At 72.1% G+C, this 13,817-nt stretch carries 8 protein-coding genes and 2 pseudogenes; 2 read left to right on the top strand and 8 right to left on the bottom strand.

The window, feature by feature from the left end; genetic code table 11:
* Nucleotides 1-17: 17 nt before the first annotated feature.
* Together I3F54_RS19750 and ppdK are read left to right on the top strand one after the other, a co-directional pair.
* Entirely contained in the window at nucleotides 18-1,244 is a 1,227-nt protein-coding gene (locus I3F54_RS19750) for an ROK family protein (RefSeq protein WP_240120150.1), read from the top strand.
* A gap of 519 nt (nucleotides 1,245-1,763) precedes the next feature.
* A complete protein-coding gene (ppdK, locus tag I3F54_RS19745) occupies nucleotides 1,764-4,511 on the top strand; it encodes a pyruvate, phosphate dikinase (RefSeq protein ID WP_374205941.1) in 2,748 nt (915 codons plus the stop codon).
* Between the two features lie 404 nt (nucleotides 4,512-4,915).
* Here ppdK and I3F54_RS19740 read toward each other — a convergent pair.
* The 8 genes and pseudogenes from I3F54_RS19740 to I3F54_RS19705 all read right to left on the bottom strand — a co-directional run.
* Nucleotides 4,916-5,290, bottom strand: a pseudogene (locus I3F54_RS19740) (transposase); the annotation flags it as partial.
* A 15-nt stretch (nucleotides 5,291-5,305) separates the two neighbouring features.
* Nucleotides 5,306-6,697: an IS4 family transposase gene (locus tag I3F54_RS19735; RefSeq protein ID WP_240120149.1), complete on the bottom strand. Its 1,392-nt coding sequence runs from the start codon at nucleotides 6,695-6,697 to the stop codon at nucleotides 5,306-5,308.
* 172 nt (nucleotides 6,698-6,869) lie between these two features.
* Nucleotides 6,870-7,178: pseudogene (locus I3F54_RS19730) on the bottom strand (transposase); the annotation flags it as partial.
* 487 nt (nucleotides 7,179-7,665) lie between these two features.
* Nucleotides 7,666-8,025 (bottom strand): nitrite reductase small subunit NirD, encoded by a 360-nt coding sequence (gene nirD / locus I3F54_RS19725; RefSeq protein WP_240120148.1) that lies wholly within the window; start codon nucleotides 8,023-8,025, stop codon nucleotides 7,666-7,668.
* Nucleotides 8,022-10,637, bottom strand: coding sequence for a nitrite reductase large subunit NirB (nirB, locus tag I3F54_RS19720; RefSeq protein WP_240120147.1), 2,616 nt, complete (start codon nucleotides 10,635-10,637; stop codon nucleotides 8,022-8,024). The genes nirD and nirB overlap by 4 nt, the downstream gene beginning before the upstream one ends.
* Complete coding sequence (locus tag I3F54_RS19715; RefSeq protein ID WP_240120146.1) at nucleotides 10,637-11,860, bottom strand: NAD(P)/FAD-dependent oxidoreductase; 1,224 nt, start codon at nucleotides 11,858-11,860, stop codon at nucleotides 10,637-10,639. Before I3F54_RS19715 ends, nirB begins: the two co-directional genes overlap by 1 nt.
* A gap of 336 nt (nucleotides 11,861-12,196) precedes the next feature.
* A complete protein-coding gene (locus I3F54_RS19710; RefSeq protein WP_240120145.1) occupies nucleotides 12,197-12,844 on the bottom strand; it encodes a class F sortase in 648 nt (215 codons plus the stop codon).
* Nucleotides 12,845-12,959: 115 nt separating this feature from the next.
* A complete protein-coding gene (locus I3F54_RS19705; protein ID WP_240120144.1) occupies nucleotides 12,960-13,484 on the bottom strand; it encodes a hypothetical protein in 525 nt (174 codons plus the stop codon).
* Nucleotides 13,485-13,817 lie beyond the last annotated feature (333 nt).

Below are 13,817 nucleotides of genomic sequence, written 5' to 3'. Positions count from 1 at the left end.
AACACAAGGGGGTGCGCATGACCGGACGGCCGGGCAGGACCGGACGAGGCGGAAGCCAGGCGAGCGCCGGCGATCTGCTCGAACTCGTCCGCAGTGGACGCGCGACGACCCGTGGCGCGCTCCAGCAGGTGACGGGACTGTCCCGGGCCACGGTCGGCCAGCGCCTGGAGCGGCTCTTCCGTGCGGGCTGGCTGCGTGAGGGAGCCGGCGGCCCGGTCGGCTCGCCACTGGGCGGACGCCCCTCGATCACCCTGGAGTTCGACGACGCGCACGCGGTCCTCCTCGCCGCCGACCTGGACACCCGGCACGCCCGCGCGGCTGTCCTCACCCTCACCGGCGAGATCCTCGGCGAGCGCTCCGGCACCCTGGTCGTCGAGCAGGGTCCGGACGTCGTCCTCGGCGAGCTGGGCCGCTGGTTCGCCGACCTGCTGCACGAAGCCGGGCACCACCCGGGCGAGGTGTGCGGCATCGGCCTGGCCGTCCCCGGGCCCGTCGACAGCGAGACCGGCCGGGTCGTCCAGCCGCCGATCATGCCCGGCTGGGACGGCTACGACATACGGGGCAGGCTGGCCAGGGCCTTCGGCGAGCACACGGGCGCCGGCCCGGTCCCGGTCCTGGTGGACAACGACGCCAACCTCATGGCGTACGGCGAGCAGCGCTCCTCCTACCCGGGCTGCTCGGCGTTCGTGCTGGTGAAGGTGTCCACCGGCATAGGCGCGGGCGTCGTGGTCGACGGCTCCATCTACCGCGGCATCGACGGCGGCGCCGGCGACATCGGCCACATCCGCGTCCCGGAGGGTGCGGAGACGCTGTGCCGGTGCGGCTCCTACGGCTGCCTGGCCGCGATCGCCAGCGGAGGCGCCGTGGCCCGGCGGCTGGTGGAAGCGGGCGTCCCGGCGGCGTCCGGCTCCGACGTGCGGCAGCTGCTCGCGTCCGGGCACCCGGAGGCGACCGGGCTGGCACGGGAGGCCGGGCGCCGGGTCGGGGACGTGCTGGCGACGGTGGTGACCCTGCTCAATCCGGGCGTCCTCATGATCGCCGGGGATCTGGCCGGAACGCCCTTCCTGACAGGGGTGCGGGAGCTGCTGTACCAGCGGGCGCTGCCGCGTTCGACCGCCCACCTGGACGTGGTGACCTCGCGGCTGGGGGAGCGGGCCGCCCTGGTGGGGGCCGGGGCGCTGGTGGTGGAGTACCTGTACGCGCCGGAGCGGGTCGAGGAGCGGCTGCGGGCGCTGGGCGTCTGACCGGCGCCTTCGGGGTTGAGGCAGGGGTGGAAGCGGGGGAGGGGCGGCTGCGCCGGGTCGGCTGGGGGGCCGTGTGCCGGGCGGCCGGCGGGCGCCCGACCGCGGGTTTCGTGAAGGGGATGTTTCGGTCCGGGTACTCGTCCGCATGGTGAAACCCCGGCCGGTGTGGCAGCGTGATTCTCGCCACCCTTGATAGGGGTAGCGCTCAGATGAGCGATTTGCGGGCGGCTGCACTTCTGAAAGGGGTGGCACTGAGTGCCATCCTTTGATCGTTCATCGAGCAAAAACAGACGTGCCGAATGCCGCTCAAATGAGCACGCTGGAAGGTCTACGGGGGTTGATGTCTTCAAGAAGTGAACACAAGATCGGCAGGTGACGTGCTCCGCCTTGACTTTCGATCTACCGGCCGACGCCTGGTTACAGGCACATGACGCACAAGTGGACGTACCCAGGCGCCTTCGATCTGGGTATGTTCCTCGCCGTCAGGGCAGCCACCGCGTCCTCGAGGAGTCGAGACCCGTGTCGGAAAACAAAGATCCCCAGGTAGCCGAGCAGGGCGAGAGCGTTGAGGGCGTGAAGTCCGTCTACGACTTCACCGAGGGCAACAAGGACCTCAAGGACCTCCTCGGTGGCAAGGGCGCGAACCTCGCCGAGATGACCAACCTGGGCCTTCCGGTCCCGCCCGGCTTCACGATCACCACGGAGGCGTGCAAGGTCTACCTGGAGAGCGGCGCCGAGCCCGCGGCACTGCGTGACGAGGTGAGTGCGCACCTCGACGCGCTGGAGACCCGCATGGCCAAGAAGCTGGGCCAGCCCGACAACCCCCTCCTGGTCTCGGTCCGCTCCGGCGCCAAGTTCTCCATGCCCGGCATGATGGACACCGTCCTGAACATCGGCCTCTCCGACAAGTCGGTGAAGGGCCTCGCCGACCAGGCCGGCGACGAGCGCTTCGCCTGGGACTCCTACCGCCGCCTCATCCAGATGTTCGGCAAGACCGTCCTCGGGGTCGACGGCGACCTCTTCGAGGAGGCCCTCGACCGCGCCAAGGAGGCCAAGAAGGTCACGGTCGACACCGACCTGGCGGCGGCCGACCTGAAGAAGCTGGTCACCACCTTCAAGAAGATCGTCAAGAAGGAGACCGGCCGGGACTTCCCCCAGGACCCGCGCGAGCAGATGGACCTCGCCATCCGCGCCGTCTTCGACTCCTGGAACGGCGACCGCGCCAAGCTCTACCGCCGCCAGGAGCGCATCCCGCACGACCTCGGCACGGCCGTCAACGTCTGCTCGATGGTCTTCGGCAACCTGGGCCCGGACTCCGGCACCGGTGTCGCCTTCACCCGCGACCCCGCCTCCGGACACCAGGGCGTCTACGGCGACTACCTGCAGAACGCCCAGGGCGAGGACGTCGTCGCGGGCATCCGCAACACCGTCCCGCTGGCGGAGCTGGAGACGATCGACAAGAAGTCGTACGACCAGCTGATGCAGATCATGGAGACGCTGGAGAACCACTACAAGGACCTCTGCGACATCGAGTTCACGATCGAGCGCGGTCAGCTGTGGATGCTCCAGACGCGGGTCGGCAAGCGCACCGCCGGTGCCGCCTTCCGCATCGCCACGCAGCTGGTCGACCAGGGCCTCATCGACGAGACCGAGGCCCTCAAGCGGGTGACGGGCGCCCAGCTCGCCCAGCTGATGTTCCCCCGCTTCGACGAGGAGGCGAAGGCCGGCCAGGTCGCGCGCGGCATCGCCGCATCGCCCGGTGCGGCGGTCGGCAAGGCCGTCTTCGACTCGTACACCGCCGTCAAGTGGTCCCGCTCGGGCGAGAAGGTCATCCTGGTCCGCCGCGAGACCAACCCCGACGACCTCGACGGCATGATCGCGGCGGAGGGCATCCTCACCAGCCGCGGCGGCAAGACCTCGCACGCGGCCGTGGTGGCCCGCGGCATGGGCAAGACCTGCGTCTGCGGCGCGGAGGAGCTGGAGGTCGACACCAAGCGCCGCCGGATGACGGTCCCGGGCGGCCACGTCGTCGAAGAGGGCGACGTCGTCTCCATCGACGGCTCGTCGGGCAAGGTCTACCTCGGCGAGGTCCCGGTGGTCCCCTCCCCGGTGGTGGAGTACTTCGAGGGCCGCATGCACCCGGGTGCCGACGACGCCGACGAACTCGTCGAGGCGGTCCACCGGATGATGGCCTTCGCCGACCGCAAGCGCCGGCTCCGCGTCCGGGCGAACGCGGACAACGCCGAGGACGCGCTGCGGGCCCGCCGGTTCGGCGCCCAGGGCATCGGCCTGTGCCGCACCGAGCACATGTTCCTCGGCGACCGGCGCGAACTCGTGGAGCGCCTGATCCTGGCGGACACCCAGGCCGAGCGGGAGGAGAGCCTGAAGGAACTCCTCCCGCTCCAGAAGAAGGACTTCGTCGAGCTGTTCGAGGCGATGGACGGCCTCCCGGTCACCATCCGCCTCCTCGACCCCCCGCTGCACGAGTTCCTCCCCGACATCACGGAGCTGTCGGTCCGCGTCGCCCTGGCGGAGTCCCGCCAGGAGCCGCACGAGAACGAACTCCGCCTGCTCCAGGCCGTGCACCGCCTGCACGAGCAGAACCCGATGCTCGGCCTGCGGGGCGTCCGGCTCGGCCTGGTCATCCCGGGCCTGTTCACCATGCAGGTCCGCGCGATCGCGGAGGCCGCCGCCGAGCGCAAGACGGCGAAGGGCGACCCGCGCGCCGAGATCATGATCCCGCTCGTCGGTACCGTGCAGGAGCTGGAGATCGTCCGCGAGGAGGCCGACAAGGTCGTCGCGGAGGTCGAGGCGGCGACCGGCACACGGCTGAAGCTGGCGATCGGCACGATGATCGAGCTGCCGCGCGCCGCCCTGACGGCCGGTCAGATCGCGGAGGCCGCCGAGTTCTTCTCCTTCGGCACCAACGACCTGACCCAGACGGTGTGGGGCTTCAGCCGCGATGACGTCGAGGCGTCCTTCTTCACCGCCTACCTGGAAAAGGGCATCTTCGGCGTCTCCCCCTTCGAGACGATCGACAGGGACGGCGTCGGCTCGCTGGTGAGGTCCGCGGCGGAGGCCGGCCGGCGCACCCGCCCCGACCTGAAGCTCGGCGTCTGCGGTGAGCACGGCGGCGACCCGGAGTCGGTCCACTTCTTCCACGAGGTCGGCCTCGACTACGTCTCCTGCTCCCCGTTCCGCATCCCCGTCGCCCGCCTGGAGGCGGGCCGCGCGGCGACCCGGTCGCAGGGCAGCGACCACCGCTAGGCGGTCCGCGGGAAGGGGCCGTGCTGCGCCGTGGGCATCCGCGGCGCCGTCGCGGCCGGCCGCGCAGGTCCCGGCGCCCTTCGGGGCATGGCCGGTCCGGGGCGGCCATCACCCCACCTCGGCCTGGCCCGCGGAGGACGGGCCCTGCGCACCCGGCCTTCCCGGCCACCCGAACCCCGGAGCCGCTGTCTGTCACCCGACCCTCAACCGATCGGCAGCGGCTCCGGTACATCAAGAGAGGGCGGCACCCTGTGCGGGGGTGCCGCCCTCTTGCGCGTGATCTACGGAGAGTGTCAAGACGCGACGTTGACCAGGCCAAACGGCGTTTTGCCCACGATGGTTGCCCCTGAACGAGTGTGAAGCCGTTGTGCCCTCGCAGAGCCATGAGGGCACTGCTGGTGCCGGTGCTGGGCTTCGGCCGCCTCGGCCGCGGTCCTGGCGAGTGCGGCGGCGCCGCGAACCTTGCGGTTGCGCAGCCACGTCTCGATCCGTCTGGCGCCGCTGCGGCGGATCGCCGCCGGGGTCTGGTAGCCCGTCAGCAGCACCACAGGACCCTTGCTGGTCGGCTCCAGCGCACGCTCCAGCGCCGGGAAGGTCTCCAGCAGTTGAGCCCGGAGCCGGTTGATCTGGCGGGTGCGGTCGCAGACCAGGTCGGTGCGGTCAGTGGTCAGCGTGCGCAGGTCCACGGCGACCTCGTCACCCGGCCGCGGCAGGCCCAGGTCCCGGCGCATACGGGCCTGGTCGGCGATGACGAAGGCGTCCTTGGCGTCGGTCTTGCCCCAATGCCGGGAACTTTAGGTCCTCCATCTCCGTGTCCGGTCAGTGGCTGTAGTGATGGTGATGGCGATCTGCGCGTTTGTGATCGGGGTGTTCTTCCTGGTCATGTTGTAGGCGAAGGTCGAGATCGGGCGTTTGACGCGTCGGGGCAGGATCCTGGTCGGGCGGTGCGGTGGCGCCAACTCGCGTGGGTGCAGAATCGCACGGCGGATGGCAGGGGTGGGCTGGCACCCGTGATGTGTGGTGGTACCGGTCGCGGTGATCACGGTGTGGCGGGCGGTCCGGATAGTGACGGTCAGTGAGATTCGGGACGGATTGACCCCTGCGTGAATGGCGGCGCCGACGGCAATCTGGCGTGCGACCTGGTAGACGACGAGCAGGCCAAGTAGTTCTTGGCGGGCGTCGTCGGTGTGGTGCGAGCGTAGTACGCGGTCCGGCCCGCGCAGCGTGACCTTCAGCCCGGAGTACGCGGTCTCGGCCTGCCACCTTCGGTGGTAGAGCTCGGCGAGTTCGGCAGCGGGGTAGCGCCGATGGTCCAGCAGGGTGGTGAACAGCCGAAGGAGCGTGGTCGTTGTTGTGCCGTCGGCCGCGCGGACCGCCACCGTGGCCTCGATTACGCGGATGGCGACGCCGGCGATCTGTGGTGGTGGCGTGCGCTTGTGGCGGCTCCACCGGCGTAGCCGGTCGCGTTCGTTGGTCCCGGTGGACATCGACAGGTAGGTGCCGTCGGGGAGAGCGTGGAGCACTGGAGGCTGCAGGTCGGCGCTCATCCGCCACAACAGTTGCGCTCCGGTGGCTGCGGCGGACCGGGCGAGCGCGAAGCCCTTGCTGCCCCGGTCGGCCAGCACCAGCATTCCTGGCCTCAGAGCCCGGCACAGCGTCGTGCACTGAAACTCCTCGGACTGGGTCCACGGCCCGAGTACAGCGTCGATCAGTGCCCTGGTGCCGCACTCGACCAACGCGGACAGCCGGATCATGGGGAAGCCGCAGACCCCGTTCCTTCCCGAGGGGCGACCGCAGTACGACCGGTTGGCCTCACTGTCCGCGACCAGGATGCCCGTGCTGTCCCAGGCCACCGTGCGAAGTCCACGCCACCATGATCCAGCCGTGTCCTCAGCCGCTAATGTCCCCTTCACCTGGTCGAACAGTGCGGACAACGGCGCTGAGCCGAGCCGGCGCCGTGCCTGGCGCAGGGCCGCCGCGGAGGGGTCGACGTCCGGCATGCCCGGCGCAGCGACCAGCGCGGCCCACACACCCCGATACCCGCACTCCCCGAACAGCGCCATGGCCAGCACGAAGTACACCATCACCCGCGCGGGCAGCTTCCGCACCCGCACCTGCACACGCTCGGTCCTGGCCAGTACCTCGTCCACCAGCGATGGTGTGATGACCTGGGTCAGCTCTCCCAAATGCCCAGCCGCGAAAGCTGTTCCACCAGCATCGGCGTCTGCGGGCATGCCAGACTGAACCAACGGGGCTCTTCGTAGTAACGGCGTCTTGGTCGACTTCCGTCCTACGCGGAGCCCTGTCCCTCTACATCAACTTCGCCGAACCGCTTGACAGCAGCCCCGCACCACAAACTTCCTGGCATTGGGTCTTGCCCTCGCCCCGGTAGGTGGCCGAGGCGCGGTGCACGGTCAGTCCGGTGATGTAGACCATCGGCTGGTCATGGCCGAGGAGCAGGCCGATCAGCAGCGCGGCACCGCCGTGGTTGGGGTCGACGGCCCACAGAACGTCGGTGTCGAGGGCCAGAACGTCCCCGATCAGTTCCAGCAGGGCCGTCTCGTCGTTCAGGACCCGGCGGGAGAGCAGACGTCCGCCGTCCGCGTCGATCACCACGCAGTGGTGATGTTCCTTGCCGATGTCCACTCCGGCCCAGATCCGGGGCACGGTCACCTCCGCCAGCTCGTCGCGTTGTCACAGCCCAGCAGACGACCTCGCCGACGTTGCCGTACACAGTGATCGAGTCGCATCTCCCCATGGGCGGTTGTGAACCGTCGCGCTGCGACCAGCTTCGCCCTGCTCGCAGTCCTGCAAGCCGTAATCGGCACCGCTCCCTCAGCCCTCCCACGCCGCCGGCGGTCGTCGTCAGTGTGCCGGCACCGAGGCGGAACGCTGCTCGGCGATGCGGGAGAAGGGGGCGGCCCGTGGTCGAGGACGCGGACGGGCCGGAGCGCCGCACGACTCCGGTGGGGTTGGCGGCCCGGCGGCGGGCCCGCGGGCAGGCGTACGGCGGCGGGCCCGGCCGTCGTCCCGTTCGGCCGGGCCCACCGCCCGTCGTGCTGCGGAGCGTCCGCCCCGGGCGGACCCCCCCCGGGCGTACGGTCCGCGTCCGGTGCGCTGCCGCCCTTGTCAGGCGGTCCGCACGCGTACCCTGTCAGGCGGTCCGCACCTCGTACGTCGCCACCTGCACGTCCTCGTCGTCCAGGCACCGGCCGGAGGCCAGGTCGAAGCGCTGCTTGAGCAGCGGGCTGGCGACGAACGGGTTGCCCTCGTGGGCGCCCGTCAGGCCCCGGGACAGGACCGCCGCGCCGCTGAACGGGTCACGGTTGTCGATGGCGTACAGCCGGCCCCCGCGGTCGCGGAACAGGGCGACCTGGCGGCCGTCCGGCAGGAGGGCGGCCACGCCCCGGCCCGGCAGCAGCCGGAGCAGGTCACAGACCGTGAACCAGTCGTCTGCCCCTGGTTCCAGGCGCAGTTGGACCTTCAGGTCGGTCGTCTCGGGTGCCAGGGTCATCGCTGGGCGCTCCCTTCCAGGACTTCTTCGGCAGGCCGCAGGCCGATCGCCAGCAGCGGCAGGTCGGGCTTGATCTGGTCGCGCTCGGGGACGAATCCGACGACCGGGTCGGGGATGTCGGGCGCGTTGACGAAGGAGACGAAGCGGGCCAGCTTCTCGGGGTCGTTGACGGTCTCCGCCCATTCGTCGCGGTAGTGGGCGACGTGCGCGGCCATCAGCTGCTCCAGTTCCCCGCAGATGCCGAGGGAGTCCTCGACGACCACCTCGCGCACGTGGTCCAGGCCGCCGGGGATCCGCTCCAGCCATGTCGAGGTGCGCTCCAGGCGATCGGCGGTGCGGATGTAGAACATGAGGAACCGGTCGATCAGGCGGATCAGTTCGGCGTCCGACAGGTCCTGGGCGAGCAGGTCGGCGTGGCGCGGGGTGGCGCCGCCGTTGCCGCCGACGTACAGGTTCCAGCCGTTGGCGGTGGCGATCACGCCGAAGTCCTTCGACCGGGCCTCGGCGCATTCGCGCTGGCAGCCGGAGACCGCCGACTTCAGCTTGTGGGGCGAGCGCAGGCCGCGGTAGCGCAGCTCCAGGTCGATCGCCATGCGGACCGAGTCCTGGACGCCGTAGCGGCACCAGGTCTGTCCCACGCAGGACTTCACCGTGCGCAGCGCCTTGCCGTAGGCGTGGCCCGACTCGAAGCCCGCATCCACCAGACGGGCCCAGATCAGGGGGAGCTGTTCGACCCGCGCACCGAACATGTCGATGCGCTGACCGCCGGTGATCTTCGTGTAGAGCCCGAAGTCACGGGCGATCTCCCCGATGGCGATCAGCTTCCCGGGGGTGATCTCACCGCCGGGGATGCGTGGTACGACGGAGTACGAGCCGTTCCGTTGCAGGTTGGCGAGGAAGTGGTCGTTGCTGTCCTGGAGGGCCGCCTGCTCGCCCTCCAGGACGTAGCCGCTCGCACCGATCGCCGGGGCGAGGGAGGCGATGACGGACGCCACCGTCGGCTTGCAGACCTCGCAGCCGTCACCGCCGCGGGCGCCCTCGCGGCCGTACCGGTCCAGCAGCTCCTGGTAGGTGTTGATGCGCAGCGCCAGGACGATCTCGTAGAGCTCCTCGCGGGTCTGCGCGAAGCAGCCGCACAGCCCCTTGTCGACCTCGACGCCGCTCGCCTCCAGCTCGGCGGTGACCAGCTGGCCCAGCACCTTGACGCAACTCCCGCACCCGGTACCGGCCTTGGTGCACTTCTTCACCTCGGGCACGGTGGTGCACCTGTGGTCGGTGACCGCGCCGCGGATCGTGCCCTTGCTGACGTTGTGGCAGGAGCAGATGATCGCCTCGTCGGGCAGGGCGGACGGGCCGAGCTGGGCCGGCGCACCGGCGCCCGCGGGCAGGACCAGCGACTCGGGGGAGACGGGCGGGACCGAGCCGGTCAGCGCCCGGAGGGTGCCGTACGCCTCCGCGTCGCCGACCAGGATGCCGCCCAGCAGGGTGCCGTCGCGGCCGATGACCAGCTTCTTGTACAGGCCCGCGCGGGAGTCGGCGTAGACGACGTCCAGGCAGTCCTCCGCGGTGCCGTGCGCGTCGCCGAAGGACGCCACGTCCACGCCGAGCAGCTTCAGCTTCGTCGACAGGTCGGCACCCGTGAAGGACGCCTCGCCGGCGGCGATGGTCGCGGCGGCCGTCTGGGCCTGCTCGTAGCCCGGCGCGACCAGGCCGTAGACCCGGCCGTCGGTGGCCAGTGCGCACTCACCGATCGCGAACACCTGCGGGTCGGTGACCGTGCGGCACTGCGCGTCGACGGCGACGCCGCCGCGTTCGCCCACCTGGAGGCCGCAGTCGCGGGCCAGCTGGTCGCGGGGGCGGACGCCCGCGGAGAACACCACCAGGTCGGTGGTGACGGTGGAGCCGTCGGACAGTTTCATGCCGGTCACCCGGCCGTCGTCGCCGGTGACGATCTCCTGGGTCCCGGTGCCGGTGTGCACGGTCAGGCCCATGTCCTCGATGGTGCGCAGCAGCGCGGCGCCGCCGCCGTCGTCGACCTGCACGGGCATCAGCCGCGGCGCGAACTCCACGATGTGCGTCTCGACGCCGAGGCCCTGCAGCGCGCCCGCGGCCTCCAGGCCGAGCAGTCCGCCGCCGACCACGGCTCCCACCCGGGCGTTCTTCGCGTACTCCTCGATCGCGAGCAGGTCCTCGATCGTGCGGTAGACGAAACAGCCGTCGGCGTCCTTGCCGGGCACCGGCGGGACGAACGGGTAGGAGCCGGTGGCCAGGACGAGGGTGTCGTAGGCGAAGGTCCGCCCGGAGCGGGCGGTGACCGTGCGCGCGTCACGGTCGACGGCCTCCGCGGGGTCGCCGATGTGCAGCTCGATGCCGTGGTCCGCGATGAACCGCGGGTCCGTCACGGACAGGTCCTCGGGCGTCCGGCCCGAGAAGTACGAGGTGAGCTGGACGCGGTCGTAGGCGGGGCGTGGCTCCTCGCACAGTACGACCACGCGGTGCGTGGCGGTCAGGCCGCGCTCGGCGAGCGCCTCGAGGAAGCGCTGACCGACCATGCCGTGGCCGACGAGCACGATCGTGGGCCGGGGGCCGGTGCCCACGGAATCGGTCGACATCAGGAGCCTCCATCGTTGGTGAGCAGGTGGAGCAGGGGGCCGCCGTCGGCGGGGAGCGGCTCCGCCCCCTCCCAGGCGCGGGCGAGTGCGCCGACGGTGCCGAGTTCGCCGACGAGGACCCCGCCGACCAGGCGGTCGTCGCGGACGACGACCTTGCGGTAGGTGCCGCGGGTGGCGTCGGTGAGCTGCACGACGTCGTCACCCGGCTGCGGGACCGTGTCGCCGAACGCGGCGAGGTCGAGAGAGTCCTGACCGGTCAGGGTGAGCCGGGTCAGGGACCGGGTGCCGGTGTAGCGGGCGGCGGTGTTCCCGCTCAGCAGTTCGGCGAGGGCGTCGGCCTGCTCCAGCGCGGGCGCCGCCAGGCCGTACACCGTGCCGTCGTGCTGGGCGCAGTCGCCGATCGCCCGGATGTGCGGGTCGGAGGTGCGCAGTTCGTCGTCGACGAGGATGCCCTTGTGCACGGCGAGACCGGCGTCCCCGGCGAGGCCCGTCCTCGGGTGCACCCCGCAGGCCAGGACGACCAGGTCGGCGTCGAGGGCGTACCCGTCGGCCATCTCCACCGAGCGGACGGACCCGCCCACGCAGCGCACGTCGCGCACCCGGCACTCGGTGTGGACCTCCACGCCCAGGGCGGTCAGGTGCCGCTCGACGAGCCGGGAGGCGCTCGGGTCGAGCTGGCGCTCCATGAGCCGCTCCGACTGCTGCGCGAGCACGACCTGCGTCCCTCGCCGGGCGAGCGCGCGGGCGGCGGACACGCCGAGCAGGCCGCCGCCGATGACGACGGCCCGCAGGCCCGGCCGTACGGCCTTGGACAGGCCCAGGCAGTCGTCCATCGTGCGGAACGCGTGCACGCCCTCCGGCAGCACGTGGTCCGGTGTGAACAGGCCGCGCAGCGGCGGCAGCACCGGGTTGGAGCCGGTGGCCAGGACCAGCGTGCCGTAGCCGATCCGTGAACCGTCGGCGCAGTGCACGGTCCGTGCCACGCGGTCGATGCGGGTCACCCGGGCCCGGACCGGCCCGGTCCGCCCGGCCGGTGCGGGCAGGGCGATCACCTCCGGGCTGTAACGGCCGGCCAGCACCTCGGCGAGCAGGACCCGGTTGTACGGGTGGTGCTCCTCCTCGCCGACGAGCAGCGCGGGCACGCCGAGCTCATCGAGCCGCCGGGCGAGCCGGGCGCCCGCGAGGCCGGCGCCGATCACCACCACACGCGTATTCGAGGTCATGCCCAGGAGCGTGCGATGCCGGTGTTTCCCGATGGGTTCGCAGCTGTTTCCCGTGCGGAACGCTGCCCTCAGCAGGGCCGGCGGACGGGTGTGAGGCTTCGGAGCGGGCCGGTCGGGCTGTCTGTGAGGTGGGGCGGGGCGGCTGCGTACCGGTCGGGAGCAGGACCGGCCGAACCCGCGGGATCCGTGGCGGCACCATCGTCTACAACGGCCCGGCCGGGGGTCCGGGCGGGCCGGTGCCCGTCCCGGGGACCGGATCAGCGGTGGGACGCCGCGCACTCGTCGTCCGGCCGGCGGCCCCGTACCAGCCCGCCCCGGTTGGGCGCCGACGCCGGCTCAGCGGGTGCTGCCGGTGAGGTGGGCGAAGACGACCACGTTCCCCTGGTAGCCCGTCGACCGCGCGTAGCCTCCACCGCAGGTGATGACCCGCAGTTCGGGGCGGTCCGCCGCACCGTAGACCTTCTCGTCGGGGAAGCTCTTCGCCGGGTACGCCTCGACCGCGTCGACGGTGAAGACGGCCGTGCCGCCGTCGTGGCGGTCGACCTCGATGGCGGCGCCCTTCCTCAGTGCGCCGAGGTCGTAGAAGACGGCCGGGCCGTCGGCGTTGTCGACGTGGCCGGCGACGATCGCGGTGCCCGTCTCGCCGGGGGCGGTGCCGGCCTCGTACCAGCCGGCGAGGTTCTTCTTCCGGGCGGGCGGTACGTCGAGGCTGCCGGAGGGGGTGAGCCCGAGGCCCGTCAGGGGGGCGTTCACGTGGATCGCCGGAATGCGGATGCGGTCGGGCGGTGAGTGCGGCAGCGCGCGGGCCGCTCGGCGGCCGGTGCCGCCCGTGCCCTGTGCGCCGTCGGTGCCGTGCATGCGGCTCTCGGCGGGCGACGGCTGCGGCGGGGCGTGACTCCCGGCGCCGCCGTGCAGCAGCCAGGCGCCGGTGCACAGGGCCGTGACGGTGACGGCGGCTATCGCGGTGTTGCCGACCCTGCGCATGCCTTCCCCTTTCGGCAGGTGGCCCCCGTGCCCCCCTCCCGGGCCGCGAGGGGCGTCGGACCCGGAAGGGGGAGGGGACATGCGGTACCGGCGGACGGACAGCGGAGGGTGCCCGTCAGATCCCGTCGCCTCTCGCCCGGCGATGCAGGAGCCAGGTACCGCCCGCGGCGGCGACGGCGAGCGCCGCCACGCCGGCCGCGGTCTGCACGGGGTCGGGGCCCAGGGCGCCGCCGACCCCCGTCTTCACACTTCCGTGCGGCTGGACCTGGCCGCGGACGCCCGTACCCAGCGCCACCACCAGGTCGCCGCGCACCTCACGCCCGTCGGCGGCGCACCGCGCGACGATCTCGTACGTCCCCGGCTGTGCGCTCGGCGGTACCCGGAACCGCCCGGCCGCGCCGCCCCGAGGGCCACCCGGCGCCAGCGTGAACCGGCCCGCGCCGACCGCGCCGGCGTCACCCGCCGCGGAGCCGCCGTCGCCGCACGCCGCCGTGCCGGCCGCGACCTCGCCGCCCGGTACCACGGTGGAGGGGCGCAGCTCCAGCCCCCCGGGGTCCGCGCCGTACGCGGGCGCCGCGATCTGGCCCGCGACGGCTACGGCGAGCGCGGTACCGGTCAGCAGGCGGACGGTGGGTCGCATGGTGCTCCCTGGAGCGTTTCGTTGGCCCGTGTCCCTACCGAGGTAAGTGGCACCGGAGCCCGACCGCTTCCTGAGGGGGCGTCAGAAATGGCGTGAACGGGTGGCCCGTCGTGCCCGCCTCGCGCTGTTTCAGCAGGTCACGCGTGCCGTGCGGGCGTGACACGGAAGAGCACCCGAAGAGCGGAAGGCGCGCGGGTGAACGGGTGACCCGGCCGGCGCCCGCAGCGGGCCGCGCCGCGCCGCCGCGCGGCCGCGGCCGTACGGCCACGCAGGTCCGGGTGTGCGGCCGCGTGGTGGCGCCCGGGACCCGGTCCCGGGCGTGCGGACGCGCGG

The organism is Streptomyces sp. MUM 2J (genome assembly GCF_022414535.1).
Taxonomy (GTDB): Bacteria; Actinomycetota; Actinomycetes; order Streptomycetales; family Streptomycetaceae; genus Streptomyces.
Note: the sequence above shows the minus strand (reverse complement) of the source record. Positions and strands in the feature narration are given on the sequence as shown.